Annotated in this window: 22 protein-coding genes, 1 tRNA gene, 2 pseudogenes and 1 riboswitch; of the genes and pseudogenes, 7 read left to right on the forward strand and 18 right to left on the reverse strand. The window is 35.4% G+C overall.

The genetic code is table 11. The annotated features are described in order from the left end of the window. Positions 1-221 precede the first annotated feature (221 nt). The 8 genes from IGK91_RS06690 to IGK91_RS06725 are packed head-to-tail and all read right to left on the reverse strand — an operon-like array spanning position 222 to position 5,857. Entirely contained in the window at positions 222-1,022 is an 801-nt protein-coding gene (locus tag IGK91_RS06690; protein WP_034698113.1) for an Asp23/Gls24 family envelope stress response protein, read from the reverse strand. Between the two features lie 14 nt (positions 1,023-1,036). Beyond that, positions 1,037-1,219, reverse strand: a complete 183-nt coding sequence (locus IGK91_RS06695; RefSeq protein WP_010719084.1) for a DUF2273 domain-containing protein — start codon at positions 1,217-1,219, stop codon at positions 1,037-1,039. A 12-nt stretch (positions 1,220-1,231) separates the two neighbouring features. After that, positions 1,232-1,801, reverse strand: coding sequence for an alkaline shock response membrane anchor protein AmaP (amaP, locus tag IGK91_RS06700; protein WP_010737652.1), 570 nt, complete (start codon positions 1,799-1,801; stop codon positions 1,232-1,234). An 18-nt stretch (positions 1,802-1,819) separates the two neighbouring features. Then, the gene (locus tag IGK91_RS06705; RefSeq protein ID WP_010719082.1) at positions 1,820-2,713 is read right to left on the reverse strand and encodes an SDR family oxidoreductase; all 894 of its coding nucleotides are present in this window, start codon (positions 2,711-2,713) and stop codon (positions 1,820-1,822) included. A gap of 29 nt (positions 2,714-2,742) precedes the next feature. Further along, a complete protein-coding gene (locus tag IGK91_RS06710; RefSeq protein ID WP_010719081.1) occupies positions 2,743-3,681 on the reverse strand; it encodes a magnesium transporter CorA family protein in 939 nt (312 codons plus the stop codon). Positions 3,682-3,708: 27 nt separating this feature from the next. After that, positions 3,709-4,059: an iron-sulfur cluster biosynthesis family protein gene (locus IGK91_RS06715; RefSeq protein ID WP_081123466.1), complete on the reverse strand. Its 351-nt coding sequence runs from the start codon at positions 4,057-4,059 to the stop codon at positions 3,709-3,711. A 45-nt stretch (positions 4,060-4,104) separates the two neighbouring features. Next, positions 4,105-5,007, reverse strand: a complete 903-nt coding sequence (locus IGK91_RS06720; protein WP_010719079.1) for a glycosyltransferase family 8 protein — start codon at positions 5,005-5,007, stop codon at positions 4,105-4,107. Further along, a complete protein-coding gene (locus tag IGK91_RS06725; RefSeq protein ID WP_010719078.1) occupies positions 5,000-5,857 on the reverse strand; it encodes a glycosyltransferase family 8 protein in 858 nt (285 codons plus the stop codon). Before IGK91_RS06725 ends, IGK91_RS06720 begins: the two co-directional genes overlap by 8 nt. A gap of 320 nt (positions 5,858-6,177) precedes the next feature. Here IGK91_RS06725 and IGK91_RS06730 point away from each other — a divergent pair, with 320 nt between their 5' ends. Both IGK91_RS06730 and IGK91_RS06735 read left to right on the forward strand, forming a co-directional pair. Beyond that, entirely contained in the window at positions 6,178-6,987 is an 810-nt protein-coding gene (locus IGK91_RS06730) for a Cof-type HAD-IIB family hydrolase (RefSeq protein WP_181934276.1), read from the forward strand. Between the two features lie 21 nt (positions 6,988-7,008). Next, positions 7,009-7,500, forward strand: coding sequence for an isochorismatase family protein (locus IGK91_RS06735; protein ID WP_010719076.1), 492 nt, complete (start codon positions 7,009-7,011; stop codon positions 7,498-7,500). A 317-nt stretch (positions 7,501-7,817) separates the two neighbouring features. Here IGK91_RS06735 and IGK91_RS06740 read toward each other — a convergent pair. Beyond that, positions 7,818-7,891, reverse strand: a tRNA-Ile gene (locus tag IGK91_RS06740). Positions 7,892-8,298: 407 nt separating this feature from the next. On the opposite strand from IGK91_RS06740, the gene IGK91_RS06745 reads away from it, so the two are divergent. The 3 genes and pseudogenes from IGK91_RS06745 (at position 8,299) to IGK91_RS06755 (ending at position 9,254) form a co-directional block, all read left to right on the forward strand. After that, the gene (locus IGK91_RS06745; protein WP_081123464.1) at positions 8,299-8,553 is read left to right on the forward strand and encodes a hypothetical protein; all 255 of its coding nucleotides are present in this window, start codon (positions 8,299-8,301) and stop codon (positions 8,551-8,553) included. Positions 8,554-8,590: 37 nt separating this feature from the next. Next, positions 8,591-8,835 (forward strand): annotated as a pseudogene (locus IGK91_RS06750) (helix-turn-helix domain-containing protein). Positions 8,836-8,867: 32 nt separating this feature from the next. Further along, on the forward strand, positions 8,868-9,254 hold the full coding sequence (locus tag IGK91_RS06755; RefSeq protein WP_010737656.1) for a TIGR02328 family protein: 387 nt from the start codon (positions 8,868-8,870) through the stop codon (positions 9,252-9,254). Between the two features lie 276 nt (positions 9,255-9,530). Here the strand turns inward: IGK91_RS06755 and IGK91_RS06760 are convergent, their stop codons facing one another. Further along, the gene (locus IGK91_RS06760; RefSeq protein ID WP_010719072.1) at positions 9,531-9,731 is read right to left on the reverse strand and encodes a cold-shock protein; all 201 of its coding nucleotides are present in this window, start codon (positions 9,729-9,731) and stop codon (positions 9,531-9,533) included. Between the two features lie 345 nt (positions 9,732-10,076). Between IGK91_RS06760 and IGK91_RS06765 the strand changes: the two genes are divergently transcribed. Then, positions 10,077-10,226, forward strand: coding sequence for a hypothetical protein (locus tag IGK91_RS06765; protein WP_010719071.1), 150 nt, complete (start codon positions 10,077-10,079; stop codon positions 10,224-10,226). Positions 10,227-11,027: 801 nt separating this feature from the next. Further along, positions 11,028-11,196: riboswitch (M-box (ykoK) riboswitch) on the reverse strand. Between the two features lie 367 nt (positions 11,197-11,563). On the opposite strand, the gene IGK91_RS06770 is transcribed toward IGK91_RS06765, so the two are convergent. Next, the gene (locus IGK91_RS06770; RefSeq protein WP_010719069.1) at positions 11,564-11,950 is read right to left on the reverse strand and encodes a DUF1093 domain-containing protein; all 387 of its coding nucleotides are present in this window, start codon (positions 11,948-11,950) and stop codon (positions 11,564-11,566) included. Between the two features lie 456 nt (positions 11,951-12,406). On the opposite strand from IGK91_RS06770, the pseudogene IGK91_RS06775 reads away from it, so the two are divergent. Beyond that, positions 12,407-12,994, forward strand: a pseudogene (locus IGK91_RS06775) (DUF4352 domain-containing protein). A 97-nt stretch (positions 12,995-13,091) separates the two neighbouring features. Here the strand turns inward: IGK91_RS06775 and IGK91_RS06780 are convergent. Genes IGK91_RS06780 through IGK91_RS06810 form a run of 7 tightly spaced genes read right to left on the reverse strand, consistent with a single transcriptional unit; the run spans position 13,092 to position 18,179 of the window. After that, on the reverse strand, positions 13,092-13,391 hold the full coding sequence (locus IGK91_RS06780; RefSeq protein WP_228012162.1) for an ROK family protein: 300 nt from the start codon (positions 13,389-13,391) through the stop codon (positions 13,092-13,094). After that, positions 13,363-13,902, reverse strand: coding sequence for an ROK family protein (locus tag IGK91_RS06785; RefSeq protein ID WP_228012163.1), 540 nt, complete (start codon positions 13,900-13,902; stop codon positions 13,363-13,365). Before IGK91_RS06785 ends, IGK91_RS06780 begins: the two co-directional genes overlap by 29 nt. A gap of 2 nt (positions 13,903-13,904) precedes the next feature. Beyond that, entirely contained in the window at positions 13,905-15,350 is a 1,446-nt protein-coding gene (locus IGK91_RS06790; protein WP_081123463.1) for a glycoside hydrolase family 1 protein, read from the reverse strand. After that, positions 15,328-15,756: a hypothetical protein gene (locus IGK91_RS06795; protein WP_258924962.1), complete on the reverse strand. Its 429-nt coding sequence runs from the start codon at positions 15,754-15,756 to the stop codon at positions 15,328-15,330. Before IGK91_RS06795 ends, IGK91_RS06790 begins: the two co-directional genes overlap by 23 nt. A 2-nt stretch (positions 15,757-15,758) precedes the next feature. After that, positions 15,759-16,169, reverse strand: coding sequence for an alpha/beta hydrolase (locus IGK91_RS06800; RefSeq protein WP_258924963.1), 411 nt, complete (start codon positions 16,167-16,169; stop codon positions 15,759-15,761). Next, entirely contained in the window at positions 16,166-17,083 is a 918-nt protein-coding gene (locus IGK91_RS06805) for an ROK family protein (protein ID WP_181934277.1), read from the reverse strand. Before IGK91_RS06805 ends, IGK91_RS06800 begins: the two co-directional genes overlap by 4 nt. After that, a complete protein-coding gene (locus IGK91_RS06810) occupies positions 17,076-18,179 on the reverse strand; it encodes a DUF871 domain-containing protein (protein ID WP_430605265.1) in 1,104 nt (367 codons plus the stop codon). The genes IGK91_RS06805 and IGK91_RS06810 overlap by 8 nt, the downstream gene beginning before the upstream one ends. Positions 18,180-18,191: the final 12 nt, after the last annotated feature.

The following is an 18,191-nucleotide window of genomic DNA, read 5'->3' on the forward strand; positions in this document are numbered from 1 at the left end:
TTTTCACAATGGACAAACACTAAAAGACAGAAGCTGTTTTTGTTATGTAAAACATTTTACTTACCATTAAAAAAGGAGCCTTAGCCAAAAATAGAAGAGACCGAGACAAAAACTTGTCTCGATCTCTTCTATTGACTCTATAAATAAACTAATTTTTAGTTGCTTCGCTTTCAACTACTTAGCGACTGAACGAACAGCTAATTCGTGCTTGAATCAGTTGATTATTGGTTATTTTCTTTTTGTTGCTCAATTGCTGATTTGGCTTTTTCCGTTTGTTCAGATGCAAATTCTCCTGTGGCTTTTGCCGCATTTGTCAATTTATCTTGAACTGTTTCACTGTTTGCTTCATATTCTTCTTTTGTCTTAATGTCGACAACATCGACATTGACTTCAATGACATCTAGATGTGTCATTTCATGAACTTCTTTGGCAATGATTTTTTTGATTTGTTGGTAAATTTCTTCGATGTCTTTGCCGTATTCAACAACGATCTTAAGATCAACAGCGACTTGTTTTTTCCCAACTTCCGTGTCAATACCGGCTGTTACATTATCAGTGTTGACTAATTTTTCTGCCACGTTAGAGAAGAAGCCACCATCAGCTGTTAATAATCCATCCACTTTTTCTAAGGAGATGCCTATGATTTTTTGAATGACCTTATCTTCATATGTCACATCACCATTCATAGATTCACCGTTTTCCGTTGTGTTTTTTGGATCTTTTGCTGGGGCTTCTGGCTTAGGTGGTGTATGCCCTGGCATTGGAGGTTTTGGCTGATCTCCATGATGTTCTTGTGGTTTACTAGAATTTTCATGTTTCCCTTGTTGTCCTGATTGTCCTTCGTTTTCTTTTTTATCATGAGCCACTTTGTTTTCAACGTTGGGTACAACCGGATCTGGATGTGCTGAAACGGGTGCTGTTTTATCTTTAGCATCATGAACACCATTTGCATTGTTCGGTGTCGTTGGATCTGGATGTGCAGATACTGGTTTGTTTTGGTTGTTTGTTTTGTTGTTATCCATAATAGAATTTCCTCCTAAGATTTATGATCAAAAATTTTTGTTTGTTTTAAATACATTCCGACCGCCACGCCAATGATCGCCATAAGGATCAGCAATAAGGTTTTAAAGAATCCCACTGTAATCAATAGTACGGCGAGAATCAACCCAATTGCCCCGCAAATGATCGGAAGCTTATAAGCAGCAAAAAGTTCATTCATTTGTGCCCCTCCTTATTCCACACGAGCGTGTTCGTTTGTTTGATATTTATTGGTAGGTGCTTGGTAACCTGTATACTTCACCGACACTTTTACTTGCTCATCTGTGCCGAGTAACTGTTTCACTTCTTTTTCGATTTCATCCATCAATATTCTTGTTTTCCCGATCAATGAAGAAGTCCGTTTTAATTCACCTTTAACTGTAACTGCGATCTTATTTTTTGTGGCTTTGATATTAACCTTAGGTGAGTGAATGAATTCATCTTCATTTAAGTGTGAACGAACCATACCTTCAATCGCTTTTTTATCTAACGTTAATTCGCCGTCCCCTTTTTTCAATAAGAAGGTTCCAATCGTTTTCGGATAAAAAATGACGATCAATAATGCAATAATTAGTAGAATCGCTAAGCCGACTGCTACCCAAAAAATATATTGCTGCATATAGTAATTCGTTATTGTAAAGAAACGGAATCGTTCAAGCATCAATGGTAAAGGATAGACCGCACTGATCAAGACGACAAATAGTAGAATAGACAAAAGTAGCAGAGAAAAAATGACACCAATTGTTTTAGTCCCTTTATTCATCCTGGCACCTCCCATTTTTTATAAGTTGATAGCTTCCCCACCAGTTACACCATAAATTTGTGCAGTAACGTAGCTCGCTTTATTTGAAGCTAAGAAAACGTAAACTGGAGCTAATTCTACTGGTTGGCCGGCACGTTCAAGCAAGCTTTGTTGGCCAAATTCAGGAATAGAATCTTCCGGTTGTCCTTCGTCTAACTGTAGTGGTGTCCAAATAGGACCAGGAGCTACTCCATTAACACGAATGCCTTTTGGTGCTAATTGTTTTGCTAAGCCAATTGTAAAGTTTGCAATAGCTGCTTTCGTGGAAGCGTAATCTAAAAGATGTTCACTTGGATTGAACGCTTGAACAGAAGTAGTGTTGATAATTGCCCCTCCTGCTGGAATATGCGGAACCGCCTCTTTAACAATCGCAAACATCGCTAAGATATTCACCATGAAGGTATCTTTCACTTGTTCTAATGGAATTTCTTCAATAGCCGGGCAAGAGATTTGTTGTCCCGCATTTAATACTAATGTATCTAAGCCACCTAATTCACTGACAACTTTTTCAACGATTTCTTTAGGCGCTGTTTCGTCTCTAAGATCATATGGTAGTAAGACAACTTTTCGTCCTGCTTTTTCAATATAGGAAGCTACTTGTTTGGCATCTTCTTCTTCTCCTGGGAAAAAGTGCAAGCCGATATCTGCCCCTTCTCTTGCAAAAGCAATAGCTGCCGCGCGCCCGATCCCTGAGTCTCCGCCAGTAATCAGAACACGGCGATTTTCTAGTTGATTTGATCCTTCATAAGATTCTTCTCCACAGTCAGGAACTGGTTGCATTTCTTTTTGTAATGCTGGTGTATCCTGGTCTTGTTTAGGAAATTCCTCAGTATGGTAAAGTTTACGTGGATCAATTAATTTTGGTTCTGTCATGTGTATCCTCCTCATAGTTTGGTAATTTTTTATTTTGTATAATCTTTTCGGTAAAGATGGTAGCCTACAGCTCCTGCAACAACGATCGAGCCAAAGATAACTAATAAAAAGGCTAAGCCAGAGCTTTTACCAGGTAATCCGCCAGTATTCATCCCCCAAATCCCTGCAATCAATGCTGGAACAGAGATCACTAATGCCGCCGAATCAAGATATTTCATTAAATGATTCAAATGATTGTCCATCATTCCATTAAAAAGATCCCCAATACTTTCTAACAAGTCACGATAGATCAAAATCATTTTTTCTGTTTGTCTTTGTCTCAATTGGATGTCATAAAGTAGACGAGCATCAGCTAATTTCTCAACAAAATCTTCTGATTGCCATAAGGTATCTAAAGTCTCTTTTTGATCTCTCAACGTATGGTCAATATAAACAATGTCCCGTTCTAAATCCGCTTGCTTATATAGTTCTTCGTTTTCCGTCGTTTTACGCGCTTCTTGATCGAGGGAATCAATCCTCTTTTTCATTTCTGTTAGTTCTTTCACGTAATGGGTATAGATGTTCAAGACAGAATATGCAATAAGTGTTTCAAAAGAATTGATCTTATTCCCATGTTTTGCTAATACTCGATCAAAAAAGTCCGTTTTTTTATCGATACAACTAATCAATAACTCATCCGAATAAATAAACGAAATAGGCATTAATCGATTCTCGATTTTCTGCTCCTGGTTGGACAAATTCAGTAGCACTAAGGAAATCGGATGGTTCAAATTCGTCCCCACAAGCTCTTCAATTCTTGAAACTTCTTCTGGTAGAGAAGTTCCAACAAAGATATCTTTTGGTAAACGATACTTTTCAATCACCTGTTCGATTTCCTTAGTGTCACTACTGTCGATCACGAGCCAATTATAGTTGTTTTTGTCTGTCGTTATTACTTTCTCTTTTCCAATAAAGTAATAGTCCAGCATGATCAATCTCCCTTTCTACAAAGGATGTTAGCTAAAGAAACAGTTGCTTAATTTAATGTTACGATCCGAGACAACAATCTCATTTTCTAAAGAGAAACTGTTTAATTGGTGGTCATATGCAAGATTCAAATGTCTACCTAAATAAGATTGCTCTAATTTAGATGTGTAGATTTCCAGAGTGGGATGTTCGATTTTATTGACGTATTTCCCAAATTCTACAAAGAAAGGAATAATCTGGAAAAAACTGCCTTTTGCACAAGCCCCTTTATCTCTTAAAAACGGATCTGAAGAATCAATCAATGCCAAAGCAATTTTTGAATCTTTTCCTACTTTTTTTGTCAATGCCTCCATCGCATGTTTTGTCATCGTGATTTCCATCATCATCATCTCCTTCAGATTATATATAAGTTACGACATTTTTCCTCAGCGGCTCACTTCTGTGTTACGATTGATTCTGGCATAAAGTGGATATTTAGGAAATTTTGCGACACAACGGAAAGCTGTCATGTTTGCATATTTATCGTAGTATTTTTTAGTTGGCCCTTCAAAATCTTTACTCCATGGTTTAACATGACCAGAGAAGTGGATGATCGATGGATCTTTACGTGTTTCTTCGTATTCCTTTTCTCCTTGTGGCGTTGGATGTTGCTTCGCTTTTGCCATGATATACCCTTGAGCATTCCATTTTGGATGTAATGGAATCCAACGATCATGTAAAATTGCATTTAACGCATCTTGATCGTGGAAACGTAATTTTTCAGGATTTTCTTCAATGAATGTTAGAACTTTTTTAGTAATGTCTTGTTCTAACCATTTTTCAACATTGATGAGCATCAATCCAGAATTAAAGTAGCGTGTTGATTTTGCTGGGATCTCCATTTTTTCTAATCGTTGGTGGAAACCAGCATCTTCTACGGCGGCCAAGATCGCACCGTTAAATTCAAGATCCCATAATGGTGTAACATCTTTTACGGTAATCATGTCACAGTCCATATATAAAAGACGTTCGACATTTTTTCCTCTAAATAACTCAGGAATAGCAATACGATAGTAAGCAGTTTCCGGAATACGATCACTTGTTACTACATTTTCAAAGAATTTTTTGTTGATCTTCAAGAATTCCACCTCTGTATTCATACGAGAATTCTTAACAGAGAAACGTAATAATTGTTTGCTTTCATTATCAATGTTGTCATCAATGACATAAAATCGTACAAAAACTTTTGGATCACTATTTTCTAATACTGAAACGAATAGCGCCGCTAGATGAGGCACAAATTTGGTATTACAACTTGATACGATTGCGATTTCTTTTCTTCTATTCATTTACCTCTCCCACTTTCTTTAAAACGCTATGCGCTAATTTTTTTAAATAGACATTTGTATATGGATGATCTTTTAACGTATTCCATGGTTTGTCATGCCCTGTGAAATGAACGATCGACGGCGATTCATTTCCTGCTTTGTATAATTTTTCATACGCAGCATCTGGAGCAGGATGACGTTCAAAAATCAAGGAAGTCTGCATATTCCATTTTGGTTCTAATTGCTCCCAGTCTTCATAAAGAACTGCATTTAAAGCATCTTGATCATGGTAAATAATTCGATCACCATTTTCTTTTAAATAATTGATTGTTTTTTCAGTGATCATTTTTTCATTCCAACGATCAATGTCGATAACCATCACGCCAGAATTAAAATAATAAGCATCTGATTCAATTCCTAACCGTTTCAAAGCTTTCGTTTGACCTGGATCGATGACAGCTCCAATCGTTTTACCATTTAATGGTTGATCATATAAATGAACGATGTCATCCAGTACTAAAATATCTGAATCTAAATAAAGCACTTTTTTATAGTCGTATTTAGCTAAGATCTTAGGTAAAGATATTCTTAAGTATGCTGTAGTAGTAATATGGTCACTTACTAGGAAATCTTCGTAGACATCTTTATCAACTGTTAAAAATTGAATCGTTGCATTGTCTGAATGTTTTTTAACCGTTTGTCTAAGTCCTTCTTTGCTATATTCAGAAATACCGTCGTCAATGACATAAAAATAAATGTGTCTTGTTTTAGTGGAGTTTTCCAGTACAGTGGCAATCATCACGCTTAAGTAAGGAGCGTAATTTTCATCTGAAGCAGTTACTACCGGAACGATACCTTGTTTCATCTCCATTAAAATCACTCCTTTTTCTAATCTTTTTCTAACCTTTTCTATATCCAGAATATGCCTCAATAAACTTTAAAGCAAAAGATATGCTTCATTTTCATTGAATAATTCATAAAAATAAACCTTTTTTATCGAATTGAAAACGTTAACTTAATCGTTTTTCTGCCTATTTATTCAATTATAGGATTTGAAATACTACCTATATATGTCGAATGAAAACTAAGAATATTTTTTGAAAAAATTCAAAAACACAAAGCATTTTATTTTTATTTTAGGAAATTCTCATTTAACCTTAGAGTAAGCAATAGATAAAGGGAGCGAATAATATGAAATTAGCAGCAATTGATTTAGATGGTACTTTACTCGATCGGGATGGAAAGATACCAAAAGAAAACATCGAGGCACTTCAAAACTTTGATCGACATGGTGGGATCGTCACGATTGCGACTGGTAGAAATAGCATCTCTGCTAAAGATGTATTTGAAGAACTTGGGATCGGCGGCTATTTGATTTCATCTAATGGTTCTTTCGTGGCAAAGATGATGAAAGGCGAGATCCTTCACGTATTGAAACGTTCTAAAATTGAGCTTGCTACCCTTAAACGGGCCTTCTTCTTAGCACAAGAGGCAAAAATATCAATTATTGCTAGTCGAGAAACTCAAGATGATCAATTAACCTTTGATGAGTCAAATTTGGTGAAAGATGATCCCTACTACCAACATTTCAATTTACAAAATCAGACATTTGCTGAAATCACTAAGTTATTAGAAGATCCATCTGTCAGCTATTTAAAATTGGCATTAACAGATAAAGATGAATCAAAATTGCAAAAACTGCAACAAGATTTAAAAAGTGAAGGGATTGATTCCGTCTTTTCAGACCCCCATTTTTTGGAAATCACACCTAAAAATGTAACAAAGGCTCACTCATTAATCTTTTTAGCTGAGACCTTGGAAATCGATCCTCATGAGATCGTTGCCTTTGGTGATCAGGAAAATGATATTGCGATGCTAAAAGTCAGTGGAACAAGTATTGCGATGGGAAATGCACAGAAACAGGTAAAAAATATTGCGGATGAAGTAACCAAAACAAATGAAGAAGCTGGTGTAGCGTATATTATCAACAATTATTATTAAGGTTTAAGGAGGGAGACAAAATTGTTAGTAATCGTCGATATGCAAAATCATATTCTAGATCCTGAGAGTAAATATTATGTTCAGCACGCAGATAAGTTAATCAAACAAATCCACTCACGTTTAGAAGCTGCACGTAAAAAAAACGAATATATTCTTTTTACCAGAGATATACCAGTCGAGCGAAAAGAGCAGGATGAAGAAGGCGAAGATTTGCAAATCATTCCTACACTTGCTCCTAAAGAAAATGAAAAAGTCGTCAAGAAATACTACTTCACGATGCCACCGGAAAGCTTACTTGAGATTAAACAAGAAGCTTTTGACCAAGATGAAAAAGAAAAGCACATTGAAGTCGTTGGTACAGAAACGAATCTCTGTGTCTTATCGAATACCATTGCTTTACAAAGCGTATTTCCAGAAGCTGATTTTTTAGTGGATACAGCTTTTGTTTCTGAAAACAAGCATGGCGATCAAGCGCTAAAACTACTCAAAGATTTTAATGTTGAGTTGAAGTAACCGAAAATAAAACGCCCACAACATTTAACTTTGTGGGCGTTTTATTTCGTTATTTACTAAAGGCTTTTCTTTGTTCGTACTATCTATTTCCTAAAATTTGTATTGATCGTTCCCTCACTTTGTGGAAAGTAACGGTTAGGATTTTTTTACTACTAAACTTCCTATAGCGTTTATAAAAAATATCAAATGAGGTTCCCCATCTCCAATAAACAATAGTTGAAACGTCAGTTATTAGTCATTTCTAAAAGCATGCAACTTTTTAAAATAAAAAAACAATGATTATCTAATCATTGTTTAAAGAAACGAGCGCTTTAATATGTACCCTGTAGGACTCGAACCTATGACCGGACGGTTATGAGCCGTCAGCTCTAACCAACTGAGCTAAGGGTACAGTAAAAATTTCAAGATATAAAAATAACTTATATCTACTATAGCATGAATAAAAATCCGAAACAAGCTTAATTAATAAAAATCCAAAAGTATTCCATTAAATAACAAATATTTTATTTTGATCAGACGATTTCCAGCTCTTCCCCTCCCTCTTCACCACAAATGCTCTATCACTTGGTATATGAATTGCTTGAATCATTTGTTTTTTCAAACACGTAGCATATTATTTGTTCTGTTACTCGGAACGTGCTATCTTGTATTTGGGTTGTTTTTTTATTCTTATGATTATTTAAGTCGTAATCACTTTTCGAAGTGTTTTCCACCTCTTAGTGTAAGTGGTTGTTCGTTGTTAACCTACGACTGAAAATCAATGATTATTTAAATACGAAATCTATAGGAGTTAGTACTATGATAACATTGAGTCGACTTATTTTTTTTATTCCTACCTTAATTCTTATCCCTATTATTTGTTACTTAATCAACTGGAACAAGGAACGCTTAATTTTAGCGTTTTTTACGTTACCAGCAATCTTTTTTTCATATAAAATCTTAAATTATCAGTATTTTGAACCAGACCAATTATTCGTGGCAGAACTGATTGATTTGATTCTAGCCTTGTTATTACCAATTGCTTATTTGGTTTATTTAAATAGAAAGCATTGATCGATGAATTTATTTGAATGACAAAAGGAGCGAATTTATGAGTATTGAAGAAGCGATTTTATTAGATACACTACGCTGTCGGCTGGATTATCTCCGAAAAAAAAGAATTTAACCGTTAAGGAAGTGGCTGAACAAACCTCACTCCCGTTGGAAACTTATCTACAATTAGAACAGGGAAAACGTTGTCCGAGCGCTATCGATCTAATTTTTATTGCGGATTTTTATAATGTATCTGTTGACTATTTGATCGGACGATCAGAAAAACCAGACCGCGTAAATTAAACCATCTAATCTAAATGAAAGAGAGTGAGTAAATGCGCTTATGGCATGAAGAATTAATCCCTTTGCTTCCTAGAAAACAATTATTAGGTCAACATAGAGAATGTTGTGCATTAAGAGGTAATGGTTGGGGAAGAAAGCATGCAACAGTTGATTATGTCTTCCAACATTCCCCTTACAAGCTTTATCAGTATCACCAACTTATTCTTACTGAAATGAAAAATCGCCATTATCTTCCTTCTCCAGAATGGTCTGTCCCGGAGTACCGTGGGAAAGCCTGTGATCCTTATACTAATCTTTCTCCTCAAAAACAAACTTCACCTATTTATCCTGAGCATGACGAGGACTACCTGATGATCTGTTTAACAAACCTTAAACAAAAAGGAATTGATTTAATCCATATAAAAGCTATGGATTCTTAAAAGTTCATCAGATTTTCCTCATTTATTGATTCAAATAAACGCAATGAATATGAGAGTATGAACCTTTTCTCACTCTCATATTCATTATATTAGGATTCATTTAAACTGTCTGACTGACACATTCATTCGTCGATCACGATTCTTCGCTATTGAATAGGGAGAGGCCCGTATCCCTTCCTCAATAGTATTCACTTGAGCGGCAGAGCAGCATTTTTCTTTACTAAGAAAAAACAAAAAAACTACTCTAATGAAAGAGTAGTTTTTATTATGACAGTATTAACCTTTTACGATGTTTACTGCTTGAGGGCCACGTTGACCGTCTTCAATATCAAAAGTCACTGCTTGACCTTCGTCTAATGTTTTGAAACCGTCACCTTGGATAGCTGAGAAATGTGCAAAAACATCATTTCCATCTTCAGCAGTGATAAATCCAAAACCTTTGTCTGCGTTAAACCATTTTACTGTACCGTTATTCATATATATTTCCTCCTAATACGTATCAACGTACGATTTTATTGCAATAAATTATTGATAGGCAAAAGGAGTCATAAACTAAAATAGTTAGCTCAAATTACGTTTCAAAATAGATTACTTACTTAATATAGCATAGATAAATGAGAAACACAAGAATAAACCTCTACTTTTTTTATAGTTTTTTAATTAAAGCGAATAGGCTATTTCTATCCTGTTTATCTTATCTTCTATATAAAGTTAAACAATCCTTAATTAGCAAAGTTTTCTTCTTTATGCTATAATAATAAATGGAATTTCGTTATCAACGTTTCGTTGCCTTTCGCAAGAATTTAAGAAAGGAGAATGATTATGACATTCTATAACAAAGACTTACAATATCGTGTAACTCTAAATACTGATTTGAATCTATTTGTGGTATTTGATAAAACAAATGAAAATCGAGTAGCCACTGGAGTGACGATTGAACAAGCAGTGCAAGAATTGAAAAAATCCGCATAGGAGTGAAAACCCCAAATGAACGATTACAGTTCTAGTTCACTTTAAAAGCACCTATTCATTCAATGGTAGGTGCTTTTTTGTCGTCTATTTACCTCACTTTATTCAGTTCTCTCCTTAACTTATTCCGCCATTAATGAGTATACAATTAAAAATTGGACAAGGTAATACAAAACTCTTTGTCGGTTATATACTACGTGCTATTATCTAAATTATGCAAAGGCTGTATAAGGATGGGTCATATGATTACGATGAGTAAATTACTGTTTGGATCCCTTTTATTGGTATTATTCTTTTTTTGTCTCTTTATACAAAATGGAACAAATATGACATACTAATGCTTCTCTCCTCTTTTCCGTCTATCTATTTTATGATCCAAATTTTAGAATATTCCTATAGTCAACCTGTTCAATTATTCGATTTCTATCTTAAAGGACTCGCTTTTTCCACCATCTTCTATTCCATTCTTGTTTTCATTATTATCAAAAAGAAGAAATAGCTCACTTGTTTTAATGACAAGAATATTATTTTTCACTTTTTAAAATCTGTAACTACTGGCATTCTAACAGAGAAAACTATGCAAGGTGTCCAGCGATATTCAATCGATGTAATAAAAATAATCTTACAGCCTAAAAAACTAACCTAAACAAAATTAGTAAAAAATTTTTGGAACGTCTGCAAAATAACAAATAAACGGTGCTCCAGCATCAGTTCTTCAGACAGGATAAATGTTGAACGTCTACCAACGTTTCATTTTTTTATCCTGTCTGAAGAACTGATTGATGCTTTTGCTACCGTTTTCGTTTGACTTACGTCACGTTTGAGCTTTGGCACTATGCAACGTAAAGTTTGCACTTAGCTACCTTAAGAAAAGCCTTGCTATCGACAATCCCTGTTCTACCCATTGGCGTCTCTCGACATTTTTGGGCAGTAGCTTATGTTTACATAGAAGCCTCACCTAACTATTTGAAGATATTTAAATGAAAATCATCAACGACACTAAAAGTCCAAAAAAGCCGACTACCGGAATCATTCCCCAAGTTACAAAGGTTTTATCCTTAGCAAGCTTAGAGTACCTCTGGTCATTATCCATTTCATTCACCTCATCTTTCTATTCTTAATAAACCATATTAATGATTTTTTGTCAAAATTTCATTCGTGAATCCTAGAATGCGTATTTGGACAATCCCCTGCTAATCTATTTCTCCATCAAATTGCGTCAATGCTCCATCACATGGAATAACTGACCAACAAAAAAATCTAACCAGTACATGCTCCGGCTAGATTTAATAGTTGATTTTGAATCAGACTTTTTATCGTCTCTTTCATTTTTTTAAAAACTAATTTAATTCGTCTACTTTATTTTTGATTTCTTTAGGAATCTTTTCTTCTGCAATTACTCTAGGAGAACTTGTTCTTTTGTCACTGATGTCAGCTTGCACGTAACTACCTGGTTTCAATGGTTGTGGTGCTTCTCCACTCACACTAAATGTTCGTTTGGTTGCTTTACCATCAGCTTTTACAAAAGTCACGTCATAATGGTAACTATATTCACCCGCAATGATTTTCCCATCGCTGTTCTTTGATTTCGTTTTTTCTGGCACTTCTGTTGGAATCTTAGTGTATGCAGTAGTTGTTTTATACGTTTCGCTATAATATTTGTAACCGAAAAATCCTCCAACTCCTAATAAAATTAATACAATAACCCCGAATATTCCCTTTTTCATAAACTCACCTCATCAATAAATTTAACTTATTTTATCTTTTTTGAGCTTTTTTTTTCATTTATTTATCTTTCAAATTTGTCACATAAATGACATTAACCACTTATCAATAGATGCTTATCATCTCCTACATTTTTTTTATAATCCTACTTTTCTATTACTTTCTCGATACCTAACATAATCTTTCGAATAATAAAAAATAACAAATTTTATAATTACATATTTTCAAATCAAACACATCATGTTACTATATGTAAGTAAAAAATGAATATTCTTATTTGATGCGAACTGTTAGGTGTTTTTTTTGAAGCTTTTCATTTGTGAAAAACTGAATATTTGGTAGTAAAGATGTCTTAATAAATGAAACATAAGATATCTATATTTTGGCGACTATCACTACCTGCCATTAAGTGGGAGTAAATTAGAAAATTATTATGGAGGAAACAATGGTTAAAAAAAGTGTTAGGGGAAGATGGCAAACGTTACGTAGTAAAGGAGAAAAAGCCATTTTATAAAAAAGTTTGGTTTTAGGTACTAGCAATCATTCTTGTAGCAATAATTGGATCTGCACTGGGTGGCTCAGATGACAATAAAGCAAGTGATAACGGCGGAGAAAAAGTGACAAAAACAAGTTCTACTAAAGAAGCTACATCAAGCTCTTCTTCAAAAGAAGCGCAAGAAAGTTTTTACCAAGTTGGGGATACTGTAAAAGTTGGCGATGCTGAGTACACATTAAACAGTGTGGAACTTACTGACGAAAGAAATCAATTTGCAGATGAACAACCTGCTCAAGTAGTCAAGATTACTTACACAATTAAAAACAATGGTCAAAATGACCTTCCTGTAGGAATGGATGTAGAAGTTTATGGCTCAGACGATAAAAAAGCTTCTTCTTATCCAAATGACAATACAATGGGATCAGTTGCTCCTGATAAAGTAATGGATTGTACTGCTCATTTTGGTCTGAATCAAACTGGAGACATCGAAATTCAGTTTAGTCCATTAGTTTCTATCGAAAAAGCGGCTAAATTTAAAGCAACAGTCTAGCAAGACGTGTTTCGCTTACAGTGAAGAAGCTCTGACATCTCTCTATTCGGATATATTGATTATGAAAAAATATTGCTTGTGAACGATAGACGATTTTTTACTTAGCTTTTTTGATCATAAAATTGTACACAGCACCAACTAAATTGGCATTATTTCCAAATTTTGAAGGTAGAATCTCAGTTTCCACTCGCTGTGCTCCTGTCCGCGTCCGTAAACATTCTATTTCTTCTTTCATCTTCTTGATAAATAATGAGTTACTGGAAATGGCTCCCCCAATAATTATTTTATCTGGGTCAAAACTGATCATCAGATTATAAATACCTCTAGCACTATACCGACAAAATTGTGTGATTAAATATTTTGCTAATTCATCCCCATTTGTTGCACGTACGAACAATACTTGCTAATTCACTAAATGAACCCTCTTCATTTAGCATCATATAGCCAAATTCTCCCCCAAATTGATGTTTTCCTGCCTGAATTTGTCTATTTTGGATAATAGCACCACCTACACCTGTACCAAAAACAAAATATAAAATACTTTGAGCATCATCTGCATGCCCTTTCCATATTTCTGACAAAGCAGCACAATTCGCATCATTTTCCATAGTAACAGGTAATTGAAAATAATCAGATAGCTCCTGAGTGAAACTTCTGTGATGAATGTAATCAATTGCCGTTAATCCATAAATTTTGTCTTCTTCTTGACTCACAGCTCCAGGTACACTAGTTGCTATCCCATCAATCAGATACCCATCGTTTCGATAACGTTCCAAAATTTTTTCGATTGCTTTTAAAGCTTCCTCCCAAGTTTTGGGCAGTGGCGTCACACCTTGTTCAATCAATTCCTCTTTCCAAAGTCCGTATTTGATTGATGTACCCCCAAAATCTAAAGCTAAAATGCCCATGGCTATACTCCTTCCAAATTGCTGCCATTACTTGCTATGACCTTTTGATACCAAAAATAACTGTCTTTTTTGTAACGCTTAAGGCTTCCTTTTTGCAACTCATCTTGATCAACATATACAAGTCCATAGCGCTTTTGATAGCCATCTAACCAACTAAGTAAATCAGTATATGACCAAGTACAATAACCTAAAACTTCGACACCGTCTGTTAAAGCTTCTTGAATCGCTTGAATATGATTTTTGAGATACGTGATTCGATAGCTGTCATGAATCTGGTTATTTTCAGTTAGTTTATCGTATTCCCCCAGCCCATTTTCAGTAATGATGATGGGTGTTTGATAACGACTAGCAATTCTTCTTAAAGCAATTCTCAGCCCACTTGGATCAATCTCCCAATCCCAATTTGTTCGTTCAACAAAAGGATTTGGGACTTTTTTGTAGACTCCTGGAAGACCACTTTCTCCAGAAGTTCCTTTTTTACCAGTCGTATTCATTTCACCAAAACCAACTCCTGTTAGCGGATTAAATCCATTGGTTGTTGACTGATAATAATTGATCCCTAAAAAATCTGGTTTGGCACTTGCTAACAACGCCATATCTCCTGGTTCAATTTCAGGTGCCCAGCCCTTTTCTTCTAAATAGCGCAAAGCAGCTAGCGGATAACGCCCCTGCATGTAAATATCCATCCAAAAATTTGCAAGTAGATCCTCCGCATTTTCTGCAGCAAGAACGTTTTGGGGATTACTATCAATGGCATAGTTTGGAGAATAAGCAAAACTTGGTCCAATCTTACCTGGCATCTCTAATTCATGAAATTTATTGATTACTGCTGCATTTGCAAGATTTGCCATATGATTTGCATGATACATACGCTTAGGATCACTAACTCCTGGTGGATGAGCAGCTAACAAATACCCATGGGAAATAAATATGTTCTGCTCATTCAAGCTTATCCAATAATGAACTTTTCCACGAAATGCTTCAAACAATACTTGGGCATAGTTGGTAAAATCTTCGATAATTTTTCGAGATTCCCATCCTTGATACTCTTCTTGTAATGCTTGAGGAAGATCCCAATGATATAACGTCAACATAGGTTCAATGTCATTGTCGATCAATTCATCCACTAAACGTTGATAAAAGGCTAAACCAGCTTGATTGATTGCTCCTCTGCCGTTAGGAAAAATCCGAGTCCACGACACGGAAAATCGATAAGTTTTCAAGCCTTGTTCTTTCATTAATGCAATATCTTGTTTAAAACGGTGATAGTGATCAACTGCAATTTCTCCTGTTGTTCCTTTAAATGTTTTACCAGGAATTTTTACGAATTTATCCCAAACAGATTCTCCTTTGCCATCTTCATCATAAGCACCTTCTACTTGATAGGCCGCTGAAGCAGAGCCCCACAAGAAGTCTTCTGGGAAGTCATTTAATTTTTGATGTTCCATTTTCTACACCCTTTTCATTTTCTTCATACCAATCTAGTACCTTAAAAATTTGTTTATCCCAATAGCCCCATTCGTGACTTCCATTAGAATAATCGGTTGTCAATTGGTACTTTTTCTTGTGACATTCTTTTTCAAAAGCTTTTGTATGGTCATATAAAAAATCTTGATAGCCACAGCAAGCAAAATAGTTCGTTGCTTCTTTACCGAGACCCGCTTCCAACATTGTAAAAAGATTTTCTGATTCCGCTTGTGCAAAATTTCCGAAAATCCCTTGCCAATAGAGTTTTTCCTGGTCAGACAATGGTTGCCCAGTCAAAGACTGCTGCTTATTGTTCTTTAACCCGTTAACCACATCTAATGCGCCAGACAATGAAGCTCCATAGGCAAAATAATCACTACGTTTCATCGCTAGTTTGATCGCGCCATAGCCCCCCCCATTGATAGTCCAGCAACGAGATGATCAGTTCTTTTTGAGGAAATATATGGGAAAAATTCATGACAAATCTGTAGTAATTCTTCCGAAATGAATTTCCAGTAATTCAGCCCGTATTTTGTATCTGTATACCATGACAAGTGTACATTTGGCATTACTACGATCATATTTTTATCTGAGACATAACGCTCGATATTAGAGCGCCTTAACCAAATTGTATGATCATCAGTCATTCCATGAAGCAAATATAAAATTTTATAAGTTTCAGATTCGGGAGCTTGTGACACACCGATTGAATGGTTCTGTCTTTGAGGGACGATCACCTTCATTGTCGTGTTCATATTCAATGTTTTGGAAAAAAAATTAATATCAAAAAGAGCTGTCATTGATTATCACCTCTTTGTTGCATATCTATGATTTGTTTTACTGAACCAATTACACCGGCATCATTTGCCAATTTGCAAGGAATGACTTGGGGCATTTGAACGCTGGATAATACTCGGTACTCATGAATAATTCTTGTATAAGCTGCTTGTATCTCCGCCATAATCTGAGAATTTCCACTAACCCCTCCTCCTATCAAAATAGCTTCGGGTGCTATATACACACTAATGTTGGTTAGAAGTCGGGCAACATCATCTAAAAATTCATCTACATATTTTTTAGCTAATGCATCTTTTTGTGCGGCCAAATCAAAGATATACTTGGCATCCTTCACTTCTTTCCCAATCGCTAAGCTATATTTGCGACATAAACCGCCGACAACACCCGCATGTAATGAAGTAGAATCCAGTTTATATTCCTGATTTTCTCTACCCATTAAAGAAACACCGAACTCACCAGCTAAACCACCTTGCCCCCAATAAAGCTTACGATCAATCACGATCGCCCCTCCAATAGCGGTGCCTAAAGTCACGCAGACATAATTACTATAGTTCGCCCCATTTCCAAGCCAACCTTCAGCTAAGGCAACCGCTTTACTATCAGTAATGATTTCAACTGGTAGTTGTAAATGGTCTTGAGCAATTTCTTTAACGTTCAAGCCAATCAATTTTTTTAAGGAGCCTGCTGTTTGCATCGTTCCATCATGATTTATCACTCCTGGTAAACTAATTCCTACACCAGAAATATCTAAATACTGTTGTTGCTCGTTTAAATAATTTTTCAAATCGGTCAAAATTTGTGTCATATCATTTGTACTAGTGATTTTTTCTTTTTTTATTATCTGTCCTGTAGAATCAACTATCCCTAATTTAATAAAGGTCCCCCCGATATCGACACCTAAGTAATAGCTAGTCATACTGTTTGTTCACCTCACAAAATCTAAAATCTTCAAAGCGTTGTATGTTTTTCATCTCAAATAACCGATCTTCCGGAATATGCCCCACAAGATTGATTTTTTTATCACCAGGGCGATCTTTCAAAGCAATTTGAACTTCACCTTTATATTGCCCATAAGCCTCATTTAAAATGAGAATATCCCCTTCTTTGATCATCTGAACTGGGTGATTACTAGGCAATGGTTTATCTACAATCTTAGCGCAAAGCCTAGTTGAACGAATCATATAATCCGAAGAGTCTCCTCGATAGTTATGCGTGTAGTCAAATAAGAGCTGTCGTTCGAATGCAGTAATATCTTCCACTAAGGTGATATCTATTTTTTTCATTGAATCTTTGGCAACTTCACTGACTTGACGTAATTCTTCTTCTGAGGCAAACATCGTACCAATCAGGACATCATCTATTAGACCACTTTGTAAAAGATCCCTCACTTGTATTCCTATTGGTAGGTGACGATGTTCCTCTAAGGTACAAAGCCCCTCTTGTAATGGCCAAGGACCATGTTCCCCGGACTGAGAAGTAACAAATGCTGCTGTCGTTAAATAACTTTGACAGAATTTTATTGAATACTGCTTAAACTGCTCTCTGGATAGCCCTGTATATTGCTGTGGGAAAAAATTATGGCAACCAGTAAGCTGCTTTCGATTCGGACCATAATCCAAAATTTGATCAAGATAATGAGAATAATTGCTCATATTTAATTCAATCTTGATACCATAAGGATTTTTAGTCATTTCAGCTTCTTCTTTCCCTGTCATACCAGCATCTAAGCGAATACAATTAATTCCCCAATCAGCTAAAAATGTTAAGTCTTTATAGGACTCTCCTAAAAGATCAAATATTGGTGGGATAAAATCAATGGCTACTTCAAATTCTTGCTCTCTTGCTTCTTTGATTATTTTTAAATATTTTTCCATGGACTCACTGACATTGTTCCGATCAATTTGAAGCAAGCTCAAGAATACACGTTGAAAGCCATACGATTTTGCTAAAGCTAAATAGTTTTTCATTTCATTAAATGAAGCTTTTTCTGGATATAAGGAAATTCCTAACACTGGATTTACTCC

The organism is Enterococcus sp. DIV1208 (assembly GCF_050530455.1).
GTDB classification, from domain to species: Bacteria; Bacillota; Bacilli; order Lactobacillales; family Enterococcaceae; genus Enterococcus_B; species Enterococcus_B hirae.

What these genes read in the sequence shown, in the direction of transcription:
- IGK91_RS06690 (WP_034698113.1), bottom strand. Translation starts at nt 1,022, where the DNA reads ATGGATAACAACAAAACAAACAACCAAAACAAACCAGTATCTGCACAT.
- IGK91_RS06695 (WP_010719084.1), bottom strand. Translation starts at nt 1,219, where the DNA reads ATGAATGAACTTTTTGCTGCTTATAAGCTTCCGATCATTTGCGGGGCA.
- amaP (WP_010737652.1), bottom strand. Translation starts at nt 1,801, where the DNA reads ATGAATAAAGGGACTAAAACAATTGGTGTCATTTTTTCTCTGCTACTT.
- IGK91_RS06705 (WP_010719082.1), bottom strand. Translation starts at nt 2,713, where the DNA reads ATGACAGAACCAAAATTAATTGATCCACGTAAACTTTACCATACTGAG.
- IGK91_RS06710 (WP_010719081.1), bottom strand. Translation starts at nt 3,681, where the DNA reads ATGCTGGACTATTACTTTATTGGAAAAGAGAAAGTAATAACGACAGAC.
- IGK91_RS06715 (WP_081123466.1), bottom strand. Translation starts at nt 4,059, where the DNA reads ATGGAAATCACGATGACAAAACATGCGATGGAGGCATTGACAAAAAAA.
- IGK91_RS06720 (WP_010719079.1), bottom strand. Translation starts at nt 5,007, where the DNA reads ATGAATAGAAGAAAAGAAATCGCAATCGTATCAAGTTGTAATACCAAA.
- IGK91_RS06725 (WP_010719078.1), bottom strand. Translation starts at nt 5,857, where the DNA reads ATGGAGATGAAACAAGGTATCGTTCCGGTAGTAACTGCTTCAGATGAA.
- IGK91_RS06730 (WP_181934276.1), top strand. Translation starts at nt 6,178, where the DNA reads ATGAAATTAGCAGCAATTGATTTAGATGGTACTTTACTCGATCGGGAT.
- IGK91_RS06745 (WP_081123464.1), top strand. Translation starts at nt 8,299, where the DNA reads ATGATAACATTGAGTCGACTTATTTTTTTTATTCCTACCTTAATTCTT.
- IGK91_RS06755 (WP_010737656.1), top strand. Translation starts at nt 8,868, where the DNA reads ATGCGCTTATGGCATGAAGAATTAATCCCTTTGCTTCCTAGAAAACAA.
- IGK91_RS06760 (WP_010719072.1), bottom strand. Translation starts at nt 9,731, where the DNA reads ATGAATAACGGTACAGTAAAATGGTTTAACGCAGACAAAGGTTTTGGA.
- IGK91_RS06765 (WP_010719071.1), top strand. Translation starts at nt 10,077, where the DNA reads ATGACATTCTATAACAAAGACTTACAATATCGTGTAACTCTAAATACT.
- IGK91_RS06770 (WP_010719069.1), bottom strand. Translation starts at nt 11,950, where the DNA reads ATGAAAAAGGGAATATTCGGGGTTATTGTATTAATTTTATTAGGAGTT.
- IGK91_RS06785 (WP_228012163.1), bottom strand. Translation starts at nt 13,902, where the DNA reads ATGGGCATTTTAGCTTTAGATTTTGGGGGTACATCAATCAAATACGGA.
- IGK91_RS06790 (WP_081123463.1), bottom strand. Translation starts at nt 15,350, where the DNA reads ATGGAACATCAAAAATTAAATGACTTCCCAGAAGACTTCTTGTGGGGC.
- IGK91_RS06795 (WP_258924962.1), bottom strand. Translation starts at nt 15,756, where the DNA reads ATGAAACGTAGTGATTATTTTGCCTATGGAGCTTCATTGTCTGGCGCA.
- IGK91_RS06800 (WP_258924963.1), bottom strand. Translation starts at nt 16,169, where the DNA reads ATGACAGCTCTTTTTGATATTAATTTTTTTTCCAAAACATTGAATATG.
- IGK91_RS06805 (WP_181934277.1), bottom strand. Translation starts at nt 17,083, where the DNA reads ATGACTAGCTATTACTTAGGTGTCGATATCGGGGGGACCTTTATTAAA.